Source organism: Pseudonocardia sp. NPDC046786 (assembly GCF_040645415.1).
Taxonomy (GTDB): Bacteria; Actinomycetota; Actinomycetes; order Mycobacteriales; family Pseudonocardiaceae; genus Pseudonocardia; species Pseudonocardia kongjuensis.
Genome location: NZ_JBEYYF010000004.1, coordinates 45972 through 72004 on the forward strand (window position 1 = coordinate 45972; position 26033 = coordinate 72004).

Sequence of the window (26033 nt, forward strand, 5' to 3'; positions counted from 1 at the left end):
GGCGACGGCGCGACCCCCGGCGGCGGGACGAGGCCCGACGCCGTCGAGGCCGAGCTGGGTGTGGCCGCGGAGGAGACGGGTACCGCGCCACCCGGGAGCACGACGACGGGAGCAGCTACGAGCGGGACGGGCACGGAAGACAGCGGGGGAGTCGTGGGCGACAGGACCACCGGGACCGCCGGTACCACCGGCGGAGCCGGTGCATCCGGCACGGCCGACACGGACTCGCCGGGCGGTGCCGCGGAGGCCCACCGGGAGCACTCGGCGTCGTCGGCGGAGACCGGCCACGACACCGACGACCGCACCACGGCCCGGGTCCCCCCGCCGGTGCCCGACACGACGTCCGAGCCGATGGCCGGGACCGCCCGGATCGGGAACTGGCGGCGCCGGATCCCGCAGGTGCTCGCGCTCGCCCTGGTGTGGGTGCTGCTGTGGGGCAGCCTGACGCCGATGGCGATCGTCGGGGGCCTGCTCGTCGGCCTGCTGGTCACGATGATCTTCCCGCTGCCGGTGCTGCCGGAGCGACTGCCGATCCGCCCGGTGAAGGTGGTGCGGCTGATCGGGTTCCTGATCCGCGACCTGGTCGTCTCCGGTGTCCGGGTCAGCGCCGTGACGCTGATGTACGGGCCCCGCGCGCAGTCCGGGATCGTCGGGCTGCCGCTGTGCAGCAGCTCCGACCGCACCACGACGACGATCGTCGCGGCCTGCGCGCTGTCCCCGGGCAGCTTCACCCTGCAGATCGACCGGCGCCGCGGGCGCTGGTACGTCTACGCGCTCGGCCTGCACCAGCCGGGCTCGGTGGAGTGGGTCCGGCGCAACATGATGCTGCTGCAGATGCGCGTGATCGACGCAGTCGGCAGCGAGGAGGACGTGCGGCGCTGCCGGACGGCGATGGACGCCGTGACCGCCGGGCGCGAACAGGGGAGGGCACCGGAGTGACCGTCGTCTACGCGCTGGTCCTCGCCATGCTGACCACCGCGGCCATGCTGACCCTGTGGCGGCTGCTGCAGGGCCCGACCACCCTGGACCGGATCGCGGCCCTGGACGTGTTCGTGGTGCTCATCGTGGCCGCCGCCGCGGTGTACGCCGCGATCTACTCGGACGGGTCGAACATCCCGCTGCTGGCCGCCGTCGCGCTGATCGCGCTGGTCGGCTCGGCGACCGCGGCCCGGCTCGTCGAACGATGGGAGCGACACCGGTGATCGGCGACGTCGACGTGACCGCCGTGCTGTCCGCGGTGCTGATGCTGGCAGGCGGCCTGTCCTGCCTGCTCGGCGCGCTCGGCCTGGTCCGGCTGCCGGACCTGCCCGCCCGGCTGCAGGCGACCACCAAGCCGCAGACGCTGGGCCTGCTGCTGATCCTGCTCGGCGTCGCCGTGCAGCTGGAGTTCGAGAACTCCTCGACGCTGGTGCTCGTGGTGCTGTTCCAGGTGCTGACCGCGCCGGTGATCTCCCAGGTGGTGGGCCGGTCGGCGTACCGCAGCGGCGCGATCGACCGGGACTCGCTGGTGGTCGACGACCTGGGCGAGCAGATGGACGCCGACGCCCGCGCCGTGCGGGTGCCGGCCCCGCCGCCCGCTCAGCCGTCCCGGTCGTCCGACGGCGAGCGGGCCTCCGATCCCGGGGGTACGTCCTCGCGCAGCGTCGACGGCGTCGACGGGACGTCGGACCGGTAGGCCGCGTGCCCGATCGCGAAGCTCGCGATCGGGATCGTGAACAGCTGCAGCGCCACCGCCACCCCGAGCGTGACCAGTACGCCGGGCTCGGGCACCAGCACGGCGACGCCGACGAGCAGCGCCACGATGCCCAGCCCGGCCGCCTTGGTGACGGCGTTGGTGCGGTTGTAGATGTCGGGCAGCCGCAGCATGCCGATCGCGCCGGAGCCGATCAGCAGCACGCCGGCGGCGACGATCAGGCCGCCGATCGTGTTCTGCACCGGGCCGCCGGTCAGCACGTCCGGCGCGCTCACGAGCTCGCCCAGACCAGCCGGGCCACCGCGACCGTGGTCAGGAACCCGACCAGGGTCGCGACGACGACGAGATCGAGCATCGCGGTCGATCCGAGCCGCAACGCGAGCAGCGCGATCAGCCCGACGACGACCACGAAGCCGTAGTCGACGGCGAGCCCGCGGTCGGCCTCGGTCGGGCCGCGCAGCACGCGGTACACCGCGACGAGCAGGCTCAGCCCGAGCAGGACGAGCCCGGCGTCGAGCAGCAGGGTGGCGGTCACGGGTCCACTCCCTCTTCTGCGGGGGCGGGCCGGCGCAGGCAGGCGAGCAACCGGTCCTCCATCTCCTGCACGCTCGCGCGGAGCTGCTCCGGGTCGGAGGCGTGCATGCCGTGCACGGTCAGCAGCGGGCCGCGCGAAGCGGTGGTCAGGTTCAGCGCGAGGGTGCCCGGGGTGAGGCTGATCAGGGCCATGATGGTCGCGATCTCGACCATGCTGCGGGACCGCAGCCGGACCCGGATGACGGCCGGATCGATACCGTGCCCCGGCGTCAGCACCTCGCGGAGCACGACCGCGTTGGCCCGGAAGAACTCCCCGGTGAACCAGACGAGGAAGTGCGCCGAGGCGAGCAGCCTGCTGGCGCCGGGGGCGCGGGTGCGGCCGGTCACGGGGCGCCCACCGACCCGGCGTAGCCGGCGGTGTCGACCAGGCCGTTCGCGGCGGCCGTCGACACGGCGAGCAGCGGTTCGGCGGCCAGGCCGAGCAGCAGGCTCAGTCCGCCCAGCGCGAGCGCGGGGGCGACGGCGCGGACCGGCACCGTCAGCGCGACGACCGTCCCGGCGCCGCCGGACGGGTCGGGATCGGGCGCGTCGCCGCCCCAGAACGCGCCGTTCCAGATCTTGAGCATCGACAGCAGGGTGAACACGCTGACTCCGATCGCGACGAGTGCGGCGACGATCAGCCCGGCGTCCACCGCGCCGAGCACGAGGGCGAACTTCCCGACGAACCCGGACTGCGGGGGGATCCCGGCCAGCGACAGTGCGGAGACGGCGAAGGCCACCGCGGCCGCCGGGCTGTGTGCGGCGAGCCCGCCGAGCCGGGCCAGCTCACCGATGCCGACGTGCCGCTCGACCGCGCCGGCGATCATCAGCAGCGCCGCCTTGACCAGCACGTACTGCACCATGAAGTAGATGGCGGCGGCCAGCCCGACCGGGGTGAAGATCGCCAGCCCGAGCACGATGTAGCCGAGCTGGCTGACCATGTGGAAGGTCAGGATCTGGCGCATCCCGCCGGCACCGACCGCGGCGAGCACGCCGACGACCATGGTGAGCAGTGCGGCGACCAGGACGACCGGCAGGAACCGCGGGTCGCCGTCGAACACCACCGCGTAGATCCGGAACAGCGCGTACACGCCGACCTTGGTGAGCAGGCCGGAGAACAGCACGGTGACGGCGGCCGGGGCGACCGAGTAGGCCCGCGGCAGCCAGTTGTGCAGCGGCACCAGGGCCGCCTTCACCGACAGCGCGAGCAGGATGACGGCGGTCGCGGCGGCCACCCTTGGGTCGGTCACGGCGGCCCCGGCGAGGTCACCGAGCTGCACGGTGCCCGCGACGCCGTAGACCAGGCCCAACCCGGCCAGGAACACGGTGGAGGCGAGCAGGTTCACCGTCAGGTACAGCCGGGCCGCGGCGAGCCGCTCCGGGTTGCGGCCGGTGGCGATCAGCACGTAGCTGGGGACCAGCATGACCTCGATGAACACGAACAGGTTGAACAGGTCGGCGGTCAGGTAGGCGCCGTTGACGCCGGCCAGCAGCAGCATCGCCTGCGGGAGGAACGCGCGGGTCCGGTCGGTGGCCTCGAGATCGCCGGGGCCGCCGCCGTCGAGCGCGGCGAACGCCAGGCAGGCCAGCCCGAGCACGCCGGTGACCAGCAGCATCACCGCACCGAAGGCGTCGGCGGCGAGCGGGATCGCGATGCCGTCCGGCCAGCCGCCGAGCCGCTGCACGATCACCGTGCCGTCGGTGGTGACGGCGAGCAGGTAGCCGGCGACGGCGGTGCAGGCGGCGACCGCGGCGAACGCGACCGCGCGGCGGGCGGCCACCGGCATCCGGACCGCGAACAGGATCAGCAGGCCGGCGGCGAACAGCGGGACCGCGACCGGCGCGATGACCAGCGCCTCGAGCCCGGTCACCGGTCCTCACCCCGCGCCGAGCCGCCGGCCCGTTCGGTGCGTTCCCGGTCCGGGTCGTCCCGGGCGGCCGGGTCGTGGTCCGAATCGGATCGGGTGCCGCCGTCCCCGCCGGTCTCCTGGTCGCCGGCCTTGAGCAGCGCGAGCAGGTACACGGTGATCGCGAAGGCGATCACGATGGCGGTCAGCACGAACGCCTGCGGCAGCGGATCGGCCATGGCGGCCCGGTCCTGCTGGCCGAGCAGCGGGGGCTGCCGGTTGTACATCCCACCCGCGGAGATGATCAGCACGTTGACGCCGTGGCCGAGCAGGATGAAGCCGAGGACCACCCGCAGCAGCTCGCGCTGCGCGATCAGGTACACGCCGCCGGCGACCAGCACCGTCACGATGATCGCGGCCGTCACGGGGTGGTCCCCCCGGGCGCGGCGCGGTCCCGGCGGGCCAGCACCGGGCCGACCCGTGTCCGGCCGCTGATCCGGTCGACCGCGGCCACCATCAGCCCCACCACCATCAGATAGATCCCCAGGTCGAAGATGAACGAGGACAGCAGCACCTCGCCGGGCAGGTACACCGGCGCGAGGAACGGCAGTCCCAGCGGGTAGACGGCGAGCCCGGTCAGCAGGCTGATCAGCAGGCCGGTGCCGACCAGCGGCTCCGGGCGCAGCCGCAGCGCCCAGGCGTCGCCCCGGTGGGCGAGCCGCAGGAACAGCACGGCGACCCCGCCGACCAGCGACGAGATGAACCCGCCGCCCGGCTCGTCGTGCCCGCGCCACAGCAGGAACAGCGACAGCGCGAGCATTACCGGGAACAGCACCCGGCTCGCCACCCGCATCACCACGGTGTCCGCCGGGCCGTCGCGGGCGAACCGGCGCGGCGCCCCGGCGTCCCCGGTGCCGCCGGGGCTCTCGTCGCTGGTCCGCCGCAGCAGCACGAGCAGGCCCAGCGCGGCCGCACCGACGACGACGGCCTCGCCGAAGGTGTCCATCCCGCGGAAGTCGACCAGGATGGTGTTGACGACGTTCGTGCCGCCGGTCGCCTCCTGTGCGGTGTCCAGGAAGTACCCGCCGACCTCGGACGGCGGGCGCCGCCCGGTCAGCACGTAGGTGGCGGTGCCCAGCGAGAGCCCGGCGGCGAGCGCGGTGAGCGCGGCGGGGGTGGCGCGCATCCGCGCGGGCCGCTGCAGCCGTTCCCCGCGCCCGCGCAGCACCAGCACCGCCACCACCGTGGTCAGCACCTCGACCAGCAGCAGGGTCATCGCGACGTCCGGCGCCCCGGCGAGCAGCAGCCACAGTGCGGTCGCCAGCCCGGCGAACCCGGTCAGGGTCAGTGCGGCGAGCACCGAGCGGGTGACGGCGGCACCGGCGACCGTCGCCAGCACCAGCACCACGACCAGCCAGTCCAGGCCCTGCACGGCCGGTCCGGGGTACCCGGGCAGGGCCGGGAGGCCGATCCCGGCGACGACGGCGAGCACCGGCAGCAGCAGCACCGGCCGGGCCAGCACGGCGGCCGGCGTCGGGTCGACGTCGGGCTTACCGACCAGGCCGCCGAACTCGATCACCCGGGTCCGGATCCGGTCGTAGACCGCGGAGCCGTCGGGCACCCACAGCCGTTGCAGCAGGGCGTCCACCCGGTCCCGCCAGTGGAACAGCGCGTAGCCGGCGGCGAAGGTCACCAGGGACAGCAGCAGCGCCGCGTTGACGCCGTGCCACAACGCGAACGTCGCGGGCTCGGCGCCCGGGTACAGGTCGGTGGTGGCCCGGTCGGTCAGCGGGTTCAGCACGCCGACGCCGAGCCCCAGGGCCAGGCCGAGCGCCGCGGCCACGGCGGCCGGGGCGAGGAACGCCGTGGACGGCTCGTACAGGTCGGGCTGGGTCAGGGTGCCGCCGAACGCTCCGTAGACGATGCGGGCGCTGTAGGCGAACGTCAGCGCGGAGGCGATCACTGCCGTCACCGCGGCGACCGGTCCGGCGCCCGGCGCGAAGTCGGCCTCCAGGAAGCCCTCGTAGAGCGTCTCCTTGGAGACGAACCCGATCAGCGGTGGGACGCCGGCCATCGACAGCGCGGCGATCCCGGTGAGCGTCGCGGTGACCGGCATGACCTTCCGGAGCCCGCCGAGCTCGCGGACGTCGCGGCTGCCCGCCTCCTTGTCGATGATCCCGACCAGCATGAACAGGGTCGCCTTGAACAGCGCGTGCGCGAAGGTGTGCAGCACCGCGGCGGACAGCGCGTAGGAGGTGCCGACGCCGATCGCGGCCGTCAGCAGGCCCAGCTGGCTGACCGTGGACTGGGCGAGGATCGCCTTCAGGTCGTGCTCGCGCAGCGCGAGCACGGCGCCGACGACGGCGGTCAGCAGGCCGAGCGGGACGAGCACCATCGACCACGCCGTCGTCGGGACGTAGACCGGGGAGAACCGCATCAGCAGGTAGACGCCGGCCTTCACCATCGTCGCGGCGTGCAGGTAGGCGCTGATCGGGGTCATCGCGACCATCGCGCCGGGCAGCCAGAAGGTGAACGGCAGCTGCGCGGACTTGGTCGCCGCGGCCAGGATCAGCAGGGCCGCCGCCGGCACCGCGAGCGGGCTGGCGAGCACCACCTCGGGGCTCCCGACGATCACGCCCAGGTCGGTCGTCCCGGCCGCCACGCCGATCATCACGACCGCACCGAGCAGCGCGAAGCCGCCGGTCGCCGTCACCACCAGCGCCCGGCCGGCGGGCAGTGCCGCCTTCGGCCCGGCGGTGTTGATCAGTAGGAAGGACAGGATCGTGGTGAGCTCCCAAAACACGTAGAGCAGCACCAGGTCGTTCGCGGTGACCAGGCCGATCATCGCGGCGGCGAAGCCGGTGAGCAGCCCGTAGACCGTGCCGACCGGGTACCCGTCGCCCATGTAGCGGGCGCTGTAGGCCATGACGAGCGCGCCGACGCCCAGCACGATCGTCACGAACAGCAGTGACAGGCCGTCCATCCGCAGGCCGAACGAGACGCCGAGGGCCGGCATCCAGTCCCAGGACGCGGTGAGGACGTCGCCGTCGACGATCGCGCCGGCCGAGGTGTTGGCGTAGACGCCGAGCGCGGCCAGGCCGGCCGCCAGCGGGTAGCCCGCGGTGCGGCCGGACAGGCGGGCGAGGAGCGGGGCGGCCAGCGCGAGGAGGACCGAACCACCGAGGACGATCAGCGGCAGCACCGGGCGAGCGCCTCCGTCCGGGGTCCGGGGGTCGGCGCCAGCAGCGCCCTGATCGACAGCACGCCCGACTACTTACCCACCCGCGAGGTTTCCCAACCCGCCAGGGTGGACACCGCGTTGCTTTGCGCGGCGCATCCTCCCGGGGGGCCCGGCAGGTCGCCACGGCGGCGCTCGTACCCTCCCGGTGTGCCCCTGTACGCGCTCGGTGACGCCGAACCGGACATCCACCCCACCGCCTACGTCCATCCGGACGCGGTGGTGATCGGCAACGTGACCCTCGGCCCGGAGTCGACCGTCTGGCCGACCGCGGTGCTGCGCGGCGACGACGGCCGGATCGAGGTGGGCGCGCGCACCAGCATCCAGGACGGCTCGATCATCCACACCACGCTGCGCGAGCCGACGATCATCGGCGACGAGGTGACGGTCGGGCACAACGTGCACATCGAGGCGTCCACGATCGGGAACCGGGCGCTGATCTCGTCCGGCTCGGTGGTGCTCAACGGCTCCCGGATCGGCGAGGGCGCCGTGGTCGCCGCCGGCGCGGTCGTCTCGCCGAACGCCGAGGTCCCCGCCTACCGGATGGCGCTCGGCGTCCCGGCCCGGGTGCGCGAGGGGTACGAGGTCGCCGCGGACCGCTGGCGGCACTCGGTGGAGTCCTACGTCGAGCGCGGGCGCCGGTTCCGCGATCAGCTGCGGAAGCTGGAGGGCTGATGGCCGGGAAGCCGTTGCACGAGGTCGTCGAGGCGGGCTGGGCGCAGGCGCTCGAGCCGGTCGCCGGGGCGGTGACCGCGATGGGCGAGTTCCTGCGCGCCGAGATCGCCGCGGGCCGCCGCTACCTGCCGGCCGGGGCGAACGTGCTGCGCGCCTTCCAGCAGCCGTTCGACCAGGTACGGGTGCTGATCGTCGGCCAGGACCCGTACCCGACGCCGGGGCACGCGGTCGGCCTGTCGTTCTCGGTGGCGCCGGAGACCCGGCCGCTGCCGCGCTCGCTGCAGAACATCTACCGCGAGTACTGCGAGGACCTCGGGCATCCGGCGCCGTCGTCGGGGGACCTGACGCCGTGGACCGAGCAGGGCGTGCTGCTGCTCAACAGGTGCCTGACGGTCGCCCCCGGCGAGCCCGGCTCGCACCGCAACAAGGGCTGGGAGGAGATCACCGAGCAGGCCATCCGGGCGCTCGTCGCGCGGGACGCCGAGCCGATGGTGGCGATCCTCTGGGGCCGCGACGCCCGCAACCTCGCGCCGCTGCTGGAGGACGTGCCGATGATCGAGTCCGCGCATCCCAGCCCGATGTCGGCGGACCGTGGCTTCTTCGGGTCGCGGCCGTTCACCCGGGCCAACGACCTGCTCGAGGAGATCGGCGGGGATCCCGTCGACTGGAAGCTGCCCTGACCGGGGCGCCGCCCCGCTAGCCTCCGTTGCGGGAGGCAACATGATCGACGTGCGGTGTCACCTCGGGATCCTCGTGGTGGCGGGGGCGGTGCTGGCGGGCTGCTCGGGGGCTGCCGAGGGGGCGCCCGATCCGTTCCCGCCGCGGCCGCAGCCGATCGAGGTGATGACCATCGACCCGTGCCGGGTGCTGACGCCGGAGCAGCTCGCGAGCCGCGGTCTGACGCCGGAGGACAGCCACTACGCGGAGCCCGTGGTGGGCGACGCGACGACCCACGCCTGCGGCTGGAGCGAGCTCTGGACGGTGGACTTCGGCTACAGCGCGCAGATGATGCCGGTGGACGCGGCGCGCGCGGTCGGCGGCCCGGGCTCGCGGGTGCAGGTGGTCGCCGGCTACGGCGCGGTCCGGAACACGGAGCGGGAGGACACCTCGCCGATGTGCGAGCTGGTCGTGGACGTGGCGGACGGCCAGCTCATGCGGCTCCAGGTTCAGGTGGTCGGCCGGAAGCCGGACGGATCGACGCCGTCGATCGACGAGGCCTGCCGGGAGGCGGAGCTGCTGGCGGCCGACGCCCTCGGTACCGCGAGAACGCTCACCCCGTGAGCGGTTCGCGGCCGTGAACGCCGCGCCCGGTTCGCGGCCCGGGCCGGGTGCGCTCTGCGTACCGTCCGGCCGGTGGATATCGAGGCGAAGCGTCCGGTCGGCACGGCGTCGGACGGTCTGATGAGCCAGATCTCGATCGGCAACGTGCTGGCCGTGCACGGAGTGCTCGCCGCGCAGGCCGAGCGGATGTACGTCCTCCTGGAGGGGTCGAGGTGGCTGCGCACCATCGAGGCGGTCGGCGGCGATCCGGTGTCGCTGGACGCGCGGAACTCCTTCCAGCTCAAGATCAACAACATGCTCGACGGCCAGTGGGCGCGCTACCGGGAGCTGTCCGAGGCGACCGAGCGGCTGCGGGCGGCGGCGCGCGAGTACGGCCACACCGAGGACATGATCCACGGCGAGTTCGAGCGGGCCAGGGGCGAGCTCCCGCCGCTGCCGCCCGGGCCACCGCCGCCTCGGGCGGCTGACCGGCCGCACACCCCCTGACCGCGCCGCACACCCCGCACAGCAGGTGTGCGGCGTCGTCAACGGGTGTGCCGGGTCGCGCGCCGGGGGGCATTAGGCTGGTCGGTGTGACCGATCCGGGGGAGATGCGCATATCCGACGCCGACCGCGAGGCCGCCGCCAAACGGCTGCACGACGCGCTCGGCGAGGGCCGGATCACGCTCACCGAACTGGAGGAGCGGCTCGACGCCGTGTACGCCGCGCGCACCGCGAGCGAGCTGCGCCCGCCGCTGGCCGACCTGCCCGGCTCGGACCTCGTCGTCCCGCCCGGGTCGGCGCAGCTCGCGCGTCCGGTCGACGGGGCGGACCGGGTGCACCTGCGGACCGGCGCCGGGACGGTGAAGCGGACCGGGGACTGGCCGGTCCCGGCCGCGATGCGGCTGACCACCAGCATGGGCACCATCCACCTGGACCTGTCCGAGGCGCGGCGGATCCCGCCGCGGATCGACATCGAGGTCTCCACCGGGATGGGCGAGATCGTGCTGGTGCTCCCCGAGGGCGGCAGCGCCGACGTCGACGCCGTCTCCGGCTCGTGGGGCGAGGTCAAGACGAAGGTGCCGTCGACGCCGGGCGGCTCCGGGCCGCACATCGTGGTGCGCGGGAAGGTCGGGATGGGATCGCTGACCGTCCGCGGCTCACGCAAGGGCTGGTGGAAGGCCGTGCTGGGCTGACCGGCCCCGGAACGACGGTAGGCCCGGACCCTGCCGGGTCCGGGCCTACCGGGGTATCGGTTCTCGCGCGGCACCACGCGTCAGACGCGGGCGACCTTCCCGGCCTTCAGGCACGAGGTGCAGGCGTTGATCCGGCGGCGGTTGCCCCCGTTGATCGCGGCCCGCACGGTCTGGATGTTCGGGTTCCAGCGGCGGTGGGTGCGGCGGTGCGAGTGCGAGACGGACATGCCGAAGCCCGGACCCTTGCCACAGACGTCGCAGACGGCAGCCACGTCGAACACTCCTCGAAGGTTGGAGACATTGCAAGGTAGAGACAGCATCTCAAGGTTGAGACAGTGCGCAGAGCCCGGACGGACCGGGGCTCGGCGATCCAGTCTAGCCATCCGTGCGACGCGACCTCCGCGGGGGCCCGCCCAGGGGCGGCGGCGGACCGCCGCGCACCTACGCTGACGGCGTGGCCCCGCCGTTCGACCCCGCGCTGCTGCGCCGCTGGATCGACGCGGCCGCCGAGCGGCTGACCGCGGGCCGGGCCGAGATCGACCGGATCAACGTGTTCCCGGTCGCCGACCACGACACCGGCTCGAACCTGCTGCTCACCGCGCGGGCGGCGGCGTCGGCACCGCTGGAGGGCGGCCCGGCGCGGGCGGCCGCGGCGCTGGCCGCGGCCGCGGTGCGCGGCGCGCGCGGGAACTCCGGGCTGATCCTGTCCCAGCTGTTCCGGGGGCTCGCCGAGGAGCTGGCGGCGACCCCGGCCGAGGGGACCGGCGGGGCAGGGCCCGGGCCGACGGGCGCCGGGCCGGCCGACCTCGACCGGGCGGCCCCGGCCGGTGTCCGGGACGAGCCGGGTCCTGATGTCGCGGACGGGCCGGGTCCCGGGGTCGCGGCCCGTGCCCGCACCGCGGGTGAGCTGCTCGCCGGGGCACTGCGCCGGGCCGCGGCACTCGCCACCGGAGCGGTGTCGGCGCCCCGCCCCGGCACCGCGCTCACGGTCCTGGAGGCCGCCGCGTCGGCGGTCGGCGAGACGGTAGCCGCGGTGTCGGCGGCCTCGGGCCGATTCGCACGGGATCCTGTCGTTCGCACGGGATCGGATCCCGTGCGAACGCAGCGAACCCGTGCGGATGACGGAAGCGCGGGATCGGTCGAGGGGGCACTGGCCGAGATGGCCGAGGCGGCCGCGGTCGCGGCGCGGGCGGCGCGGTCGGCGCTGGCCCGGGTGGCCGGCCGGCCCGCGGAGCTGGACCGGGCCGGGGTGGTCGACGCGGGTGGGCTCGGCCTGGTCGTGGTGCTCGACGCGCTGGTGGCCGCCGCCGGGGGCACCCCGGAACCGGTCCCGGCGGGCACCCTGGCGAGGCTCGACGGCCCGGGGTTCGACCGCACGGGACGGCCGGGTCCGCCGGACGCCGGCGCGGTGACCGGGCCGGGCCCGGCCGCCGGACCGGGCGCGGGCCACGGCGGGGCAGCCGGCCCCTCCCCCACCACACCGGCCCCGCAGGCGGTGTACGAGGTCACCTACCTGCTCGACGATCCCGCACCGGATGCCCTCACCGCGCTCCGGATCCGGCTCGGCGCGCTGGGCGACTCGGTCGGCATCGCGGGCGACGGCGGGCGCGGCTGGCTGGTGCACGTCCACACCACCGAGCCGGGGGCGGCGGTCGAGGCGGGGTTGGCGGCGGGGCGGCCGTCGTCGATCCGGATCGAGGCGCTGCCCGCGCTCACCCGCACCCGGGCCCGCGCCGTCCTGCTCATGATCGAGAGTTCCGGGGCCGGCGGACTCGCCAGGGCCGCCGGCGGGGACGTCCTGGTCGCCGATCCCGATCCGGTGCGCGACGACGTGGTCGCCGCGATCCGGGCGACCGGCGCCGGGCACGTCGTCGTCCTGCCGTGCGCGCCGTACCGGCGGACCGTGGCCGAGACCGCGGTCGAGCAGGTCCGGGCGGAGGGGATCGACGCCGTCGTCGTCCCGACGGTGTCGGTGCTGCAGGGCCTGGCCGCGCTGGCCGTGCACGATCCGGACCGCCGGGCGGCCGAGGACGTCGTCGGGATGGCGGAGGCCGCCGCCGGGACGCGCACCGGCGGCCTGCAGATCGCCGAGGCGGAGGCACTGACCTGGGCCGGGCCGTGCCGGCCGGGGGAGGTGCTCGGCATCTCCGACGGCGAGGTGGTGCTGATCGCCCCCGATCTCGCTGTCGGGGCCCTGTGGTTGGCTCATCGCATGCTCACACCGGGTGGGGAACTGGTGACCGTGCTGCTCGGCTCGGCGGCCGACGACGCGCTGGGCGAGCGGCTCGCCGAGGACCTGCGCCGCACCCATCCGGAGGTGGACGTGCTGGTGCACCGCGGCGACCAGCACGACTTCCCGCTGGTGTTGGGGGTGGAGTAGATGGAGGGCGTGCAGGCCTTCGACCTGGACAGCAGGCTGACCGGGCCGCTGGGGCGGAAGGCCGCCGACGCGCTGGCCCCGCTCGGCCTGGAGACCGTCGGCGACCTGCTGCGGCACTACCCGCGCCGGCACGTCGACCGGGGCAGGCTGACCGACATCGCCGGGCTGGTCGCCGGCGAGCACGCCACCCTGATCGCGCAGGTGGAGAAGGCGACGCTGCGCGACATGCGCCGGCGCAACGGGCAGATGTTGCAGGTCGTCATCCGGGACGAGAAGGGCGGCCAGCTCGACTGCACCTTCTTCAGCCCCTACAAGGTCCGCCAGTTCATCAAGCCGGGCGTGCGCGCGGTGTTCTCCGGCAAGGTCGGGGTGTTCAACCAGCGCCTGCAGCTGACCCACCCGCAGTTCGAGGCGCTCGACGAGACGGATGCGCTGCGCCCGTTCCTGTCGGTGTACCCGGCGAACTCCAAGGTCACCTCGCAGGAGATCGCCCGGTCCATCCGGCAGACCCTGGAGCAGATCGACGACCCGACCGATCCGCTGCCCGAGGAGCTGCGCCGCCGGGAGAAGCTGCCCGAGCTGGGCCGCGCACTGCGCCGGATCCACGTGCCGGAGTCCGAGGCCGACATCCACGCCGCCCGGCACCGGCTGGTGTGGGACGAGGCGCTCGGCGTGCAGCTGGCGCTGGCGCTGCGCCGGCAGGACGCGGTGGGCCGCCCCGCCCCGGCCTGCCCGCGCACCGCGGGTGGCCTGCTCGACGCGTTCGACGCCGACCTGCCGTTCCCGCTGACCGACGGCCAGCTCGCGGTCGGCGAGGAGATCGCCGCCGATCTCGCCGGCGAGCACCCGATGAACCGGCTGGTGCAGGGCGACGTCGGCGCCGGAAAGACGATCGTCGCGCTCCGGGCGATGCTGCAGGTGGTCGACGCGGGCGCGCAGGCCGCGATGCTCGCCCCGACCGAGGTGCTGGCCGCCCAGCACGCCCGCTCGCTGCGCGCGATGCTCGGGCCGCTCGGCCGTGGCGGCGAGCTGGACGCCGCCGAGAACGCCACCGCCGTCACGCTGCTCACCGGGTCGATGAGCACGAGGGCCAAGCGGCAGGCCCTGCTGGACGCGCAGTCCGGCGCGGCCGGGATCGTCGTCGGCACGCACGCCCTGATCCAGGATGCCGTCGGGTTCGCCGATCTCGGCCTGGTCGTCGTCGACGAGCAGCACCGGTTCGGCGTCGAGCAGCGCGACGCGCTGCGCGCCCGCGGCGAGCGCGCCCCGCACATGCTGGTGATGACGGCCACGCCGATCCCGCGCACGGTCGCGATGACCGTCTACGGGGACCTGTCGGTGTCCGAGCTGAAGGGGATGCCGCGCGGCCGGTCCCCGGTGGCGACGACCGTCGTCCCGCTGGCCGAGCACCCGCAGTGGATCGAGCGGGTCTGGCAGCGGATCCGCGAGGAGGTCGACGCCGGGCACCAGTGCTACGTGGTGTGCCCGCGGGTCGGCGACGTCGACAAGGCCGATCCGGAGCTCGACGAGCCGCCGCCGGAGGAGGGCGAGTCCGAGCGGCGGCCGCCGCTGGCCGTCCTCGACATCGCGCCGATGATCACCGAGAAGCTCGCCGGGCTGCGGGTCGGGATCCTGCACGGCAAGCTCCCGCCCGACGAGAAGGACGCGGTGATGCGCTCCTTCGAGCGCGCCGAGCTCGACGTGCTGGTCGCGACGACGGTGATCGAGGTCGGCGTCGACGTGCCGAACGCGACCGGCATCGTGCTGCTCGACGCCGACCGGTTCGGCCTGTCCCAGCTGCACCAGCTGCGCGGCCGGGTCGGCCGGGGCACCGCCCCCGGGCTGTGCCTGCTGGTCACCGAGATGCCGGCCGCCACCACCTCCCGGGAGCGGCTGGACGCCGTCGCCGGAACCACCGACGGGTTCGAGCTGGCCCGGCTCGACCTGGAGCTGCGCCGGGAGGGTGACGTGCTGGGCGCCAGCCAGTCCGGGTCGCGGTCCGGGCTGAAGCTGCTGTCGCTGCTGCGGCACGAGGAGGTCATCGCGAAGGCCCAGGTCTACGCCCAGGACCTGGTCGGGCGCGATCCCGGCCTGCTCGGGCATCCGCGGCTGCGGGCGCTGGTGGGGGAGACCCTGGGCGACGAGGAGCGCGCCGCCTACCTCGACAAGGCCTGATCAGGCCCCGGGCAGCTCGCCGCGGGCGCGGGCGTCGAGATGGGCCCTGGCCGGGGCGGGCAGGTGCACGATCCCTGCCCGGTCGAGCCGGCCCAGCTCGCTGCGGGCCCGCGCGTAGGCGGCGAGCCGCTCCGGCTCGGAGTCGGAGTCGCGGGCCGTGGTCAGCAGCTTGACCACCCGCTCCACGGTGCGCCGCTCCTCGGCGGAGAGCCCGGAGAGCCGGATCCGGTCGGCCGCGTCGACGGCGGCCCGCCAGGCGCGCCGGGCCGCCTCGACGGCGCGCCGGTAGCGGGCGCCGTACGGCTCGCCGGGGTAGCCGTCGGTGTCGAGCGCCTGCGCCGCGGCGAACGCGTCGACGAACCGGGCGGTGCTGGGCACCGTGACGTCGGACAGTGCCGGGCGGCGGAGCACCGCCATCGGGTCGGTCTCGTGCTCCAGGAACTCCGCGCGGAGCCGCTGGTGGTCGGCGCGGGCGCGCCGCCACGCCTGCTCGGCGGTGACCGCGGCGCCGGTGGGCTGCGGGCGCGTCGGGTGCGGCGGGTGCGGCCGCGGATCGGCCCGGTGCCGGGCCGCGCTCCGCAGCGCGCGGTGCACGCCGATCGCCATCATCCCGACGAGCAGCACCAGCAGCAGCTGGGCGAGCACCGCGACCACCACTCCCACGACCACCACCGCCGTTCCCGCGAGGATCACCACACCGGATCCGGCCGCCACCCGCGCGAGCGGCCGGGCGGGCCGTCCACCGCGGTGCGGCCGCAGCCCCGGCCGGTGGCCGTGCAGGGCCGCCCGGCCGCCGCCGCTCCACCGGACGGGGCGGCCGTGACCGCGGTGCGTGCTGCGTGTCATCCCTTCTTGGTACCGGAACGGGCGCGGTTGCGGTGCGGGCCGGACGGGTGGCCGCCGGACGGACCGGCGGGGTTCCACCAGGTGGTTCCCCGCGGTGGTCGGCGGCACGTTCCACGTGTCAGGATCACGCGCCCGGTGTCCGGGAACACCGCGCCGCCGGGCGCACGAGGAGAAGTGAGGGGATCGATGTTCCGCAAGGTGCTGGTGGCCAACCGTGGTGAGATCGCGATCCGGGCCTTCCGGGCGGCGTTCGAGCTGGGTGTCGCGACCGTCGCCGTCTTCCCGTACGAGGACCGCAACTCGTTGCACCGGGCGAAGGCGGACGAGTCGTACCAGATCGGCGAGCCCGGTCACCCCGTGCGCGCCTACCTGTCGGTCGACGAGGTCATCCGGGCCGCGCGGAAGGCCGGCGCCGACGCCGTCTACCCCGGCTACGGCTTCATGTCGGAGAACCCCGACCTGGCCAGGGCCTGCGCCGACGCCGGGATCACCTTCGTCGGCCCGCCGACCGACGTGCTGCACCTGACCGGCAACAAGTTCCGCGCGGTCGCCGCGGCCCGCGAGGCCGGCGTGCCGGTGCTGGAGTCGTCCGATCCGTCGTCGGACGTCGACGAGCTGGTCGCGGCCGCCGAGGGCATCGACTTCCCGGTGTTCGTCAAGGCCGTCGCCGGTGGTGGCGGGCGCGGCATGCGCCGGGTCCAGGAGCCGTCCGCGCTGCGCGAGGCCATCGAGGCGGCGATGCGCGAGGCCGAGTCCGCGTTCGGCGACCCGACGGTGTTCCTGGAGCAGGCCGTGGTGAACCCGCGGCACATCGAGGTGCAGATCCTCGCCGACGCCGACGGCAACGTCGTGCACCTGTTCGAGCGGGACTGCTCGGTGCAGCGCAGGCACCAGAAGGTCGTCGAGATCGCCCCGGCACCGAACCTCGACCCGGAGCTGCGGGACCGGATCTGCGCCGACGCGGTCAACTTCGCCCGGCAGATCGGCTACGTCAACGCGGGCACCGTGGAGTTCCTGCTCGACGAGCGCGGACAGCATCACTTCATCGAGATGAACCCGCGGATCCAGGTCGAGCACACGGTGACCGAGCAGGTCACCGACCGCGACCTGGTGATCGCCCAGCTGCGGATCGCCTCCGGGATGACGCTGCCCGAGCTGCGGCTCACCCAGGACCACATCACGCTCACCGGGGCCGCGATGCAGACCCGGATCACCACCGAGGACCCGGCCAACGAGTTCCGGCCCGACGTCGGGACGATCTCGGTGTACCGCTCGCCGGGCGGGCCCGGGGTGCGGCTCGACGGCGGCACCGTGCACGTCGGCGCCGAGGTCTCGGCGCACTTCGACTCGATGCTGGTCAAGCTGACCTGCCACGGCCACGACTTCGCCAACGCGGCCCGCCGGGCGCGGCGGGCGATCGCCGAGTTCCGGATCCGCGGCGTCGCGACCAACCTGCCGTTCCTCGCCGCGGTGCTCGACGACCCGGACTTCCGGGAGGGCCGGGTCACCACCAGCTTCATCGAGGAACGCCCGCACCTGCTGCGGGCGCGGCCCTCGGCCGACCGCGGCTCGCGGATCCTGCAGTACCTGGGCGACGTCACGGTGAACCAGCCGAACGGCCCCCGCCCGGTCGTCGTCGAGCCGGTCGAGAAGCTGCCGCAGCTGGACCCGTCGGTGCTGGACGCGCCGGCCCCGGACGGTTCGGCGCAGCTGCTGCGCTCGCTGGGCCCGGAGGGCTTCGCCCGGCGGTTGCGCGAGCAGACCGCCGTCGCCGTCACCGACACGACGTTCCGGGACGCCCACCAGTCGCTGCTCGCCACCCGGGTGCGGACCCGCGATCTGCTCGCCGTCGCCCCGTACGTGGCGCGCACGATGCCGGAGCTGCTGTCGCTGGAGTGCTGGGGCGGCGCGACCTACGACGTCGCGCTGCGGTTCCTGGCCGAGGACCCGTGGGAGCGGCTGGCCGCCGTCAAGGCCGCCGCGCCGAACATCTGCACCCAGATGCTGCTGCGCGGGCGCAACACCGTCGGCTACACGCCGTACCCGACCGAGGTGACCGACGCGTTCGTCGCCGAGGCCGCCGAGACCGGGATGGACATCTTCCGGATCTTCGACGCGCTCAACGACGTCTCCCAGATGCGGCCGGCCATCGACGCCGTCCGCGCCACCGGGACGGCGCTGGCCGAGGTGGCGCTCTGCTACACCGCGGACCTGTCCGACCCGGCCGAGGAGCTCTACACCCTCGACTACTACCTGCGCCTCGCCGAGCAGATCGTCGACGCCGGCGCGCACGTGCTGGCGATCAAGGACATGGCCGGGCTGCTGCGCCCGCCCGCCGCCCGCACCCTGGTGACGGCGTTGCGCGACCGCTTCGATCTGCCGGTGCACCTGCACACCCACGACACCGCGGGCGGTCAGCTGGCGACGCTGGTCGCCGCGATCGACGCCGGGGTGGATGCCGTCGACGGCGCCGTGGCCTCGATGGCGGGCACCACCAGCCAGCCGTCGCTGTCGGCGCTGGTCGCGGCGACCGACCACACCGGCCGGGCGACCGGGCTGTCGCTGGCCGCGGTCGGCGACATGGAGCCGTACTGGGAGGCGGTGCGCAAGGTCTACGCGCCGTTCGAGTCCGGGCTGGCCTCGCCGACCGGGCGGGTCTACCACCACGAGATCCCCGGCGGCCAGCTGTCCAACCTGCGTCAGCAGGCGATCGCGCTCGGCCTGGGCGACCGGTTCGAGCTGATCGAGGACTGCTACGCCGCCGCCGACCGGATGCTGGGCAGGCTGGTGAAGGTGACGCCGTCGTCGAAGGTCGTCGGCGACCTGGCGCTGCACCTGGTCGGCGCCGGGGTGGAGCCTGCGGACTTCGAGAAGGACCCGTCGTCGTTCGACGTGCCGGACTCGGTGATCGGGTTCCTGCGCGGTGAGCTGGGGGAGCCCCCCGGCGGCTGGCCGGAGCCGTTCCGGACCCGCGCGCTGGAGGGCCGCAGCCCGGAGGCGGCCAAGGCCGACCTGACCATCGCCGACCGCCGCGGACTGCGTGACAACCGCCGCCGGACGCTGAACAGCCTGCTGTTCCCCGGGCCGACCAAGGAGTTCGACGCGCACCGCGAGCAGTTCGGCAACACCTCGGTGCTCAGCTCGAAGGACTTCTTCTACGGGCTGGAGGAGGACCTCGAGCACACCGTGGAGCTGGAGCCGGGCGTCACCCTGCTGATCGAGCTGGAGGCGATCTCCGAGCCCGACGCGCGCGGTTACCGCACCCTGCTGACCACCCTGAACGGGCAGATCCGCCCGGTCGCGGTGCGCGACGAGTCGGTCGCCACCGAGGTCAAGGCGGCGGAGAAGGCGGAGAAGGGCAACGACCGCCACGTCGCCGCGCCGTTCGCCGGGGTGGTCACGCTGCAGGTCGGCGAGGGCGACCGGGTCGACGCCGGGCAGACCGTCGCCACCATCGAGGCGATGAAGATGGAGGCGTCGATCACCGCGCACACCGCCGGGACCGTCAGGCGGCTCGCGATCGGCGAGGTCACCCAGGTCGAGGGCGGGGACCTGCTGGTGGAGCTGGAGTGACCCGGCCGGGGATCATGGGGGGATGACGAGGCTGATCGCGGGCCGGGCCGGCGGGCGCAGGCTCGCCGTGCCCGCGTCCGGCACCCGGCCCACCTCGGACCGGGTCCGGGAGGCGCTGTTCTCCGCGCTGGACCACGATCCCGGGATGGACGGCGCCGCCGTGCTCGACGTGTGCGCCGGGTCCGGCGCACTCGGCCTGGAGGCGCTGTCCCGGGGCGCCGCCGACGCCGTGTTCGTCGAGTCCGACCGGCGCGCCGCCGGGGTGCTCCGGCGCAATCTCGCCGCCGTCGGGCTCGGCGGCCGGGTGATCGCCGCCGCGGCGGGCACGGCTCTCGGCGCACCGGCCCCGCGGGCGTTCGACGTGGTGCTGGTCGACCCGCCCTACGCCGTCGACGACGCCGAGATCGCCTGCTGGCTCACCGCCGCGGCCGGCAACGGCTGGCTGGCGCCCGGCGCGACGGTGGTGGTGGAGCGGGCGAAGGCGTCCGGGGAGTTCGGCTGGCCGGACGGCCTGGAACCGGGGCGGTCCCGGCGCTACGGGGACACCGTGCTGCACCGGGCCCGCTACACCGGCGGCTGATCCCGCAGGTCAGGCACGGTCCGGTGGGCGCCGGCGGCGAGCAGGTCCGCGGCGGGCGCGGTGCTGCACACCCCGACGATCGTGCCGAACCCGGCCGCGGCCAGCGCGGCCACCCCGGACGGCGAGTCCTCGAAGCCCCAGCAGTCCGCCGGATCGGCGGCCAGCCGCGTGCAGGCGCCGAGGTAGCCCTGCGGGTCCGGCTTGCCGCGGGTCACGTCGCCGGCGGTCACCACGAACTCGACCAGCGGCGCGGCGCCGAGGACCCGGTCGAGGACCCGTTCGGCGTAGTCCCGGCGTGCGCTGGTCACCACCGCGAGCCGGTGCCCGCGCCCGGCCAGTGAGGTGAGCAGAGCAACGGCGCCCGGGACCGGCCGGACCTCGTCGGCGAGCCCGGTCGCGAGCTCGGCGAGCCTGCGGCCGAGCTCCTCGACCGGGGTGCCCCGCCACGGGCCGTCGACCTCGGGCAGCACGTCGGCCGCGCGCCGGCCGACGAACCGGTTCCGGTAGGTGCCCTCGTCGATCCGGGCGTCCCACTCGTCGAAGAACCGGAACCAGGTCCGCCGGTGCACGTGCTCGCTGAGCACCAGCGTGCCGTCCAGGTCGAACACGACCGGGGCGGTCACGGCGCCCAGACGAACAGCTCGGCTCCGGCCCGGACCGGCTCCCCGGCGGCCGCGCGGACCGATCCGGCGGGCGCGTCGAGCACCACCACCGGGCAGGTCACGGCGCAGCCCGCGGCCCGGACGGCGGCCAGGTCCACGGTCAGCACCGGCGCACCCCGCTCGACGGTGTCGCCGCGCGCGGCGTGCAGCGTGAACGGCGCGCCGCGCAGGCCGACGGTGTCGATGCCGACGTGCACCAGCACCGCGGTCCCGCCCGGGGTCCCGACGACGAACGCGTGCGGGTGCAGCGTCGACAGGGTCCCGGCGACCGGGGCCAGCACCACCGCGCGGTCGGCGCCGGGCGGCGGCTCGACCGCGGTGCCCGCGCCGACCATCTCCTGGGCGAAGACCTGGTCGGGCAGGTCCGCCAGGCCGACCACGGTGCCGTCCACCGGGGCCCCGACGACGACCGTCACAGCAGGTCCCGGATGTCGTCGCAGAGGTTCTCGGCGTCCGGTCCCACCACCACCTGCACGACCGTCCCGGAGCGGACGACGCCGTGTGCGCCGGCTGCCCGCAGCGCCGCGTCGTCGACCAGCGCGGGATCGCCGACCTCGGTCCGCAGCCGGGTGATGCAGGGTTCCAGGTCGGTGATGTTCGCGGCCCCGCCGAGGCCCGCGACGATGTCGGCGGCTCTGCTCATGTTCGGCTCCTCATCGGATGGGACTGGTAGGAACCAGTGCCCTTGACAGTCGTCTGGCCTGCCGCCACTCTCACTGGTTATAACCAGACCGTACCGCTGAGAGCGGCGCTGCCACAACGCCGGACGGTCCCGAGACGAACCCGAGGAGCGCGTTGCGATGGGCGCTGTGACCTCTTCACCGACACCCCCGGACGCGGCGGCCGAACCGGTGCGGCGGCGGGCCGTGCTGGCCGGCCTGCAGCGGCTCGGCCGCAGCCTGATGCTGCCGATCGCGGTGCTCCCGGCCGCCGGCCTGCTGCTGCGGCTCGGTCAGGACGACCTGCTCGGCGGCGTGCCCGGGCTGGAACGGCCGGCCGAGGTGCTCGCCGCGGCGGGCGGCGCGCTGTTCGACAACCTCCCGATGATCTTCGCGCTGGGCATCGCGATCGGCTGGGCGCGCAAGGCCGACGGATCCACCGCGCTGGCCGCGCTGGTCGGATACCTGGTGCTCGACGGCGTCTTCACCGCGATGAGCCCGATGGTCCTGCCCGGGGTGGTCGACTCCGACGGCGAGCAGGCCGTCGTCAACTTCGGGGTGCTCGGCGGCATCGTCGCGGGGCTCACCGCCGCGCTGCTCTGGCAGCGCTTCCACCGCACGACGCTGCCGACCTTCCTCGGCTTCTTCAACGGCCGCCGGCTGGTTCCGATCCTCACCGCCGCCGTGATGATGGTCGTCGCCGCGCTGCTGAGCCTGATCTACCCGATCTTCAACGCCGGGCTGACCGGGCTGGGCGACGCGGTCGCGGCGAACGCCGTGCTCGGCGGCGGCGTGTTCGGCGTGGTCAACCGGCTGCTGCTGCCGCTGGGTCTGCACCACATCATCAACTCGGTGGTCTGGTTCATCATCGGCGACTTCGAGGGTGCGCACGGCGACCTCAACCGGTTCTTCGCCGGCGACCCGACGGCGGGCGTGTTCATGACCGGCTTCTTCCCGATCATGATGTTCGCGCTGCCCGCCGCCGCGCTGGCGATCTGGCACGAGGCCCGCCCGGAGCGGCGCAAGCTGGTCGGCGGGATCATGGTGTCGGTGGCGCTGACCTCGTTCGTCACCGGGATCACCGAGCCGCTGGAGTACGCCTTCGTCTACGTGGCCTGGCCGCTGTACCTGATCCACGCCCTGCTCACCGGCACCTCGCTGGCCCTGGTCAACGCGCTCGACATCCACAGCGGGTTCACCTTCTCCGCCGGGGCGATCGACTACGTGCTGAACTTCGGTCAGTCCACCCGGCCGCTGTGGCTGATCCCGATCGGCCTGGCCTACGCCGTCGTCTACTACCTGCTGTTCCGGTTCGTGATCCGGCGCTGGAACCTGCGCACGCCGGGCCGGGAGGACGACGAGACCACCGAGCCGGGCACCCCGGCCGCGCCTGCCGCACCGGCCGCCCCGGGCGAGCCGGGCAGGCCGGACGCCCCCGAGCGTTCCTGAACCCCGCACCGGAAGGAGATCGACGTGCACACCCGAACCGCGGTCGTCGCGTCCCAGGTGGGCCTGCACGCCCGCCCCGCCGCCCTGTTCGCCCGGGCCGCCGGCGCCACCGGCGTGCCGGTGACCATCGCCGTGCGCGGCGGGGACCCGGTCGACGCCCGCAGCGTGCTGAACGTGCTCACCCTCGGCGTCGGGCACGGCGACGAGGTGGTGCTGGCCGCCGACGGCGACGGTGCCGAGGCCGCGCTGGCCGGGCTGGTCGGGCTGCTCGAGTCGGACCTCGACGCGTGACGACTGCCATGCACCCGGCCGGTGCCGCCGGGACCGTCCTGACCGGGCGCGGGGTGAGTCCCGGGACCGCCTGCGCGCCGCTGGCCCGGCTCGCCGCACCGCCGGTCACCTCGGCTGCCGACCCGGCCGGGGCCGACGCCCGGACCGAGTGCGCCCGGATCGACGACGCGCTGGGTGCGGCCGCCGCCGACCTGCAGGAGCGCGCCGGGACCGCGGACCCGGTCGCGGCGGGCGTGCTGGAGGCGACCGCGGCGATCGCGCTCGATCCGACGCTCGCCGCGGCCGCCCACCAGCGGGTGCGGGCCGGGACGCCGGCCGCGCACGCGGTCACCCTCGCCGTCGAGGAGTTCTGCACCCGGCTCGCCGGGCTGGGCGGGTACCTCGCCGAGCGCGCCACCGACGTCCGCGACGTCGGGCACCGCACGGTCGCCCGGCTGCTCGGGGCCGCGCCACCGGGGCTCCCGGCGCCCGGGCACCCGGTGGTGCTGACCGCAGCCGACCTGTCCCCGGCCGACACCGCCGCGCTGGCCGGCAGCGACGTCGTCGCACTGCTCACCGAGCAGGGCGGCCCGACCAGCCACACCGCGATCATCGCCAGGGCGCTCGGCCTGCCCGCCGTCGTGGGCTGCCCGGACGCCGCCCGGATCGCCGCCGGCGCCACCGTGCTGCTCGACGGCGGAACGGGCACCGTGCAGGTCGACCCGCCGGCCGCCGCCCGGGCGGCGGCCGCCGCCCGTCCGGTCGCCGGGCCCGCGCGGGCGAGCGGCCCGGGCCGCACCGCGGACGGCGCCGCGGTGCCGCTGCTGAGCAACGTCGGCACCGAGCGGCAGGCGCTGGACGCCGCGGCGGGCGGATCGGAGGGCATCGGGCTGCTGCGCACCGAGCTGCTGTACCTCGACCGCGGCACCGCCCCGCCCCGCGCCGAGCAGCGCGACCAGCTGCTCCGGATCCTGCGCGCGTTCGGGTCGCGGCGGGTCGTCGTCCGGACCCTGGACGCGGGCACGGACAAGCCGCTGCCGTTCCTGCCGCTGGGGGAGGAGGCCAATCCGGCGCTCGGGGTGCGCGGGCTGCGCACCGCGGCCGGGCACCCGCAGCTGCTCACCGAGCAGCTGGCCGCGATCGCCGAGGCCGCCGGGCAGGCCGGGCGCGGCGTCGACGTGATGGCGCCGATGATCGCCACCGCCGCCGAGGCGGCCCGCTTCGCGGAGCTCGCGCGGGCGGCCGGAGCGCTGCGGGCCGGCGCGATGATCGAGGTGCCCGCCGCGGCGCTGCGGGCCCGCGAGCTGTGCCGGACCGTCGACTTCGTCAGCATCGGCACCAACGACCTGGGCCAGTACCTGATGGCCGCGGACCGCACGGTCGGGGCGCTCGGCGAGCTGCTCGCCCCGTGGCAGCCCGCGCTGCTCGATCTCGTCGGCCTGGTCGGCGAGGCCGGCCGGGCCACCGGCACACCGGTCGGTGTGTGCGGCGAGGCGGCCGCCGATCCGCAGCTCGCGGTGGTGCTGGTCGGGCTGGGCGCGACCAGCCTGTCCACCGCGCCGGCGGCCCGCGACGCGGTGGCCGCCGCCCTGGCCCGGCACGACCGGGACACCTGCCGTCGCGCCGCCGACCTGGCCCGCGCCGCCGACGGCCCGGCGGCGGCCCGCGCGGCCGTCGCGGCCCTGCTGGAGCGGACCTGATGCAGCCCGCACCGACCGGACCGGACCCGGCGGCGCCCGATGCGGTGCCCGACCGGCTGCTGCGCGGCACCGTCGTCACCGACGGCCGGACCCTCCCGGACACCGTCGTCGCGATCACCGGCGACCGGATCGTCGCCGTCGTGCCCGCCGCGTCCTGGGCCGGCCCGCCCGGCCGGCTGCCCCCGCCGACCGACCGGCTGCTGCTGCCCGGCCTGGTCGACGTGCACTGTCACGGCGCGGCCGGGCACGGCTTCCCGGACACCACCGCCGCGGGCGCACTGGCGGCCGTCGCGCACCACCGCGAGCACGGCACCACCACGATGCTGGCCAGCCTGGTGTCCGCGCCGGCCGCGACGCTGGCCGATCGGCTGGAGCTGCTCGGCCCGCTGGTCGCCGCCGGGGAGCTGGCCGGGATCCACCTGGAGGGCCCGTTCCTCGCGGTGGCCCGCTGCGGCGCGCACGATCCGGCGGCGATCGTCCCCGGCGACCCGGTGCTGCTGGAGAAGCTGCTCGCCACCGCGGGCGGCACGGTCGCGTCGATGACGCTGGCCCCGGAGACCCCGCGCTACCCGGAGCTGCTCGCCGTGCTGGCCGGGTACGGGGCGCTGCCCAGCATCGGGCACACCGACGCCGACGCCCGGGCCACCGCCGCCGCGATCCGGCGGGCCGGTGGCGCCCCGATGAGCGCGACCCACCTGTTCAACGCGATGCCCCCGGTGCACCACCGCGCCCCCGGGCCGGTCACCGCCTGCCTGGCCGCCGCCGCCCGCGGCGAGCTGGTGGTCGAGCTGATCGCCGACGGCGTCCATCTGTCGCCGGACACCGTGTCCGCCGTGTTCGATCTCGTCGGCCCGGACCGGATCGCCCTGGTCACCGACGCGATGGCGGCCGCCGGCATGCCGGACGGCCGCTACCGGCTCGGCACGATGGACGTCCGGGTCGCCGACCGGGTGGCCCGGCTGGCGGCCGCGGGCGGCGGCACCGGCGGCCGGGCGATCGCCGGCGGCACCGCCCGGATGATCGACGTGCTGCGCAGCACGGTGACCGGCAGCGGGGTGCCGCTCGCGGCCGCCGTCATCGCGGCGACCCGTACCCCGGCCCGGCTGCTCGGGCTCGACCACGAGATCGGCTCGCTGGCCGCCGGGCACCGGGCGGACGTGCTCGTCACCGATCCCGCACTGCGCCCGGCCGAGGTCCTGCGGTGCGGGGCGACCGTCACCGGCCGGTCCGGCCCGATCCCGAACCGAGAGGTGTGAC

Annotated in this window: 27 protein-coding genes; 16 read left to right on the forward strand and 11 right to left on the reverse strand. The window is 75.1% G+C overall.

From position 1 onward, the window contains the following. Positions 1-153: 153 nt before the first annotated feature. Genes ABZ881_RS05875 through mnhG form a run of 3 tightly spaced genes read left to right on the forward strand, consistent with a single transcriptional unit; the run spans position 154 to position 1675 of the window. Positions 154-939, forward strand: coding sequence for a Na+/H+ antiporter subunit E (locus ABZ881_RS05875; protein ID WP_358482170.1), 786 nt, complete (start codon positions 154-156; stop codon positions 937-939). Beyond that, entirely contained in the window at positions 936-1202 is a 267-nt protein-coding gene (locus tag ABZ881_RS05880) for a monovalent cation/H+ antiporter complex subunit F (RefSeq protein ID WP_344025035.1), read from the forward strand. Before ABZ881_RS05875 ends, ABZ881_RS05880 begins: the two co-directional genes overlap by 4 nt. Next, positions 1184-1675 (forward strand): monovalent cation/H(+) antiporter subunit G, encoded by a 492-nt coding sequence (mnhG, locus tag ABZ881_RS05885; RefSeq protein WP_358482172.1) that lies wholly within the window; start codon positions 1184-1186, stop codon positions 1673-1675. Before ABZ881_RS05880 ends, mnhG begins: the two co-directional genes overlap by 19 nt. Here the strand turns inward: mnhG and ABZ881_RS05890 are convergent. From ABZ881_RS05890 to mbhE, 6 genes are read right to left on the reverse strand one after another with little or no spacing between them, the layout of a single operon-like run. After that, positions 1579-1968 carry a monovalent cation/H(+) antiporter subunit G gene (locus ABZ881_RS05890; RefSeq protein ID WP_344025039.1) on the reverse strand — a complete coding sequence of 130 codons (390 nt, stop codon included), beginning with the start codon at positions 1966-1968 and terminating at the stop codon, positions 1579-1581. The genes mnhG and ABZ881_RS05890 overlap by 97 nt on opposite strands. After that, complete coding sequence (locus ABZ881_RS05895; protein WP_344025041.1) at positions 1965-2228, reverse strand: monovalent cation/H+ antiporter complex subunit F; 264 nt, start codon at positions 2226-2228, stop codon at positions 1965-1967. Before ABZ881_RS05895 ends, ABZ881_RS05890 begins: the two co-directional genes overlap by 4 nt. After that, the gene (locus ABZ881_RS05900; protein WP_358482174.1) at positions 2225-2614 is read right to left on the reverse strand and encodes a Na+/H+ antiporter subunit E; all 390 of its coding nucleotides are present in this window, start codon (positions 2612-2614) and stop codon (positions 2225-2227) included. The genes ABZ881_RS05895 and ABZ881_RS05900 overlap by 4 nt, the downstream gene beginning before the upstream one ends. Beyond that, a complete protein-coding gene (locus ABZ881_RS05905; RefSeq protein ID WP_358482176.1) occupies positions 2611-4137 on the reverse strand; it encodes a monovalent cation/H+ antiporter subunit D family protein in 1527 nt (508 codons plus the stop codon). The genes ABZ881_RS05900 and ABZ881_RS05905 overlap by 4 nt, the downstream gene beginning before the upstream one ends. Continuing rightward, positions 4134-4538 (reverse strand): cation:proton antiporter subunit C, encoded by a 405-nt coding sequence (locus ABZ881_RS05910; RefSeq protein ID WP_358482178.1) that lies wholly within the window; start codon positions 4536-4538, stop codon positions 4134-4136. The genes ABZ881_RS05905 and ABZ881_RS05910 overlap by 4 nt, the downstream gene beginning before the upstream one ends. Next, positions 4535-7315 (reverse strand): hydrogen gas-evolving membrane-bound hydrogenase subunit E, encoded by a 2781-nt coding sequence (mbhE, locus tag ABZ881_RS05915; protein ID WP_358482179.1) that lies wholly within the window; start codon positions 7313-7315, stop codon positions 4535-4537. The genes ABZ881_RS05910 and mbhE overlap by 4 nt, the downstream gene beginning before the upstream one ends. A 186-nt stretch (positions 7316-7501) precedes the next feature. On the opposite strand from mbhE, the gene ABZ881_RS05920 reads away from it, so the two are divergent. From ABZ881_RS05920 to ABZ881_RS05940, 5 genes are all read left to right on the forward strand, one after another. Further along, positions 7502-8026, forward strand: a complete 525-nt coding sequence (locus ABZ881_RS05920; RefSeq protein WP_358482182.1) for a gamma carbonic anhydrase family protein — start codon at positions 7502-7504, stop codon at positions 8024-8026. Then, positions 8026-8706 (forward strand): uracil-DNA glycosylase, encoded by a 681-nt coding sequence (locus ABZ881_RS05925; protein ID WP_344025052.1) that lies wholly within the window; start codon positions 8026-8028, stop codon positions 8704-8706. The genes ABZ881_RS05920 and ABZ881_RS05925 overlap by 1 nt, the downstream gene beginning before the upstream one ends. A 40-nt stretch (positions 8707-8746) precedes the next feature. Beyond that, a complete protein-coding gene (locus ABZ881_RS05930; RefSeq protein WP_358482185.1) occupies positions 8747-9307 on the forward strand; it encodes a DUF3558 family protein in 561 nt (186 codons plus the stop codon). Positions 9308-9379: 72 nt separating this feature from the next. Next, on the forward strand, positions 9380-9793 hold the full coding sequence (locus tag ABZ881_RS05935; protein ID WP_358482186.1) for a hypothetical protein: 414 nt from the start codon (positions 9380-9382) through the stop codon (positions 9791-9793). Positions 9794-9879: 86 nt separating this feature from the next. Further along, positions 9880-10482 (forward strand): DUF1707 domain-containing protein, encoded by a 603-nt coding sequence (locus tag ABZ881_RS05940; protein ID WP_344025058.1) that lies wholly within the window; start codon positions 9880-9882, stop codon positions 10480-10482. A gap of 80 nt (positions 10483-10562) precedes the next feature. On the opposite strand, the gene rpmB is transcribed toward ABZ881_RS05940, so the two are convergent. Beyond that, on the reverse strand, positions 10563-10754 hold the full coding sequence (gene rpmB / locus ABZ881_RS05945) for a 50S ribosomal protein L28 (protein ID WP_186358563.1): 192 nt from the start codon (positions 10752-10754) through the stop codon (positions 10563-10565). Positions 10755-10936: 182 nt separating this feature from the next. On the opposite strand from rpmB, the gene ABZ881_RS05950 reads away from it, so the two are divergent. Together ABZ881_RS05950 and recG are read left to right on the forward strand one after the other, a co-directional pair. After that, on the forward strand, positions 10937-12862 hold the full coding sequence (locus ABZ881_RS05950; RefSeq protein WP_358482188.1) for a DAK2 domain-containing protein: 1926 nt from the start codon (positions 10937-10939) through the stop codon (positions 12860-12862). Continuing rightward, entirely contained in the window at positions 12863-15037 is a 2175-nt protein-coding gene (recG, locus tag ABZ881_RS05955; RefSeq protein WP_358482190.1) for an ATP-dependent DNA helicase RecG, read from the forward strand. On the opposite strand, the gene ABZ881_RS05960 is transcribed toward recG, so the two are convergent. Then, positions 15038-15883: a hypothetical protein gene (locus ABZ881_RS05960; protein WP_358482191.1), complete on the reverse strand. Its 846-nt coding sequence runs from the start codon at positions 15881-15883 to the stop codon at positions 15038-15040. A gap of 186 nt (positions 15884-16069) precedes the next feature. Here ABZ881_RS05960 and ABZ881_RS05965 point away from each other — a divergent pair, with 186 nt between their 5' ends. Both ABZ881_RS05965 and rsmD read left to right on the forward strand, forming a co-directional pair. Further along, on the forward strand, positions 16070-19456 hold the full coding sequence (locus ABZ881_RS05965) for a pyruvate carboxylase (protein WP_358482192.1): 3387 nt from the start codon (positions 16070-16072) through the stop codon (positions 19454-19456). Positions 19457-19478: 22 nt separating this feature from the next. Beyond that, positions 19479-20036, forward strand: a complete 558-nt coding sequence (rsmD, locus tag ABZ881_RS05970) for a 16S rRNA (guanine(966)-N(2))-methyltransferase RsmD (RefSeq protein WP_358482195.1) — start codon at positions 19479-19481, stop codon at positions 20034-20036. Here the strand turns inward: rsmD and ABZ881_RS05975 are convergent. From ABZ881_RS05975 to ABZ881_RS05985, 3 genes are read right to left on the reverse strand one after another with little or no spacing between them, the layout of a single operon-like run. Next, on the reverse strand, positions 20021-20659 hold the full coding sequence (locus ABZ881_RS05975; RefSeq protein WP_358482197.1) for an HAD-IA family hydrolase: 639 nt from the start codon (positions 20657-20659) through the stop codon (positions 20021-20023). The genes rsmD and ABZ881_RS05975 overlap by 16 nt on opposite strands. Beyond that, positions 20656-21114 (reverse strand): PTS glucose transporter subunit IIA, encoded by a 459-nt coding sequence (locus ABZ881_RS05980; RefSeq protein WP_358482199.1) that lies wholly within the window; start codon positions 21112-21114, stop codon positions 20656-20658. The genes ABZ881_RS05975 and ABZ881_RS05980 overlap by 4 nt, the downstream gene beginning before the upstream one ends. Continuing rightward, positions 21111-21341 carry a PTS glucose/sucrose transporter subunit IIB gene (locus ABZ881_RS05985; RefSeq protein WP_344028458.1) on the reverse strand — a complete coding sequence of 77 codons (231 nt, stop codon included), beginning with the start codon at positions 21339-21341 and terminating at the stop codon, positions 21111-21113. Before ABZ881_RS05985 ends, ABZ881_RS05980 begins: the two co-directional genes overlap by 4 nt. A gap of 157 nt (positions 21342-21498) precedes the next feature. On the opposite strand from ABZ881_RS05985, the gene ABZ881_RS05990 reads away from it, so the two are divergent. From ABZ881_RS05990 to ABZ881_RS06005, 4 genes are read left to right on the forward strand one after another with little or no spacing between them, the layout of a single operon-like run. Next, positions 21499-22806 (forward strand): PTS transporter subunit EIIC, encoded by a 1308-nt coding sequence (locus ABZ881_RS05990; protein WP_358482201.1) that lies wholly within the window; start codon positions 21499-21501, stop codon positions 22804-22806. A gap of 24 nt (positions 22807-22830) precedes the next feature. Continuing rightward, entirely contained in the window at positions 22831-23097 is a 267-nt protein-coding gene (locus ABZ881_RS05995) for an HPr family phosphocarrier protein (protein WP_344028464.1), read from the forward strand. After that, positions 23094-24776, forward strand: a complete 1683-nt coding sequence (locus ABZ881_RS06000) for a putative PEP-binding protein (protein ID WP_358482204.1) — start codon at positions 23094-23096, stop codon at positions 24774-24776. The genes ABZ881_RS05995 and ABZ881_RS06000 overlap by 4 nt, the downstream gene beginning before the upstream one ends. Beyond that, positions 24776-26032 carry an amidohydrolase family protein gene (locus ABZ881_RS06005; RefSeq protein ID WP_358482206.1) on the forward strand — a complete coding sequence of 419 codons (1257 nt, stop codon included), beginning with the start codon at positions 24776-24778 and terminating at the stop codon, positions 26030-26032. The genes ABZ881_RS06000 and ABZ881_RS06005 overlap by 1 nt, the downstream gene beginning before the upstream one ends. Position 26033: the final 1 nt, after the last annotated feature.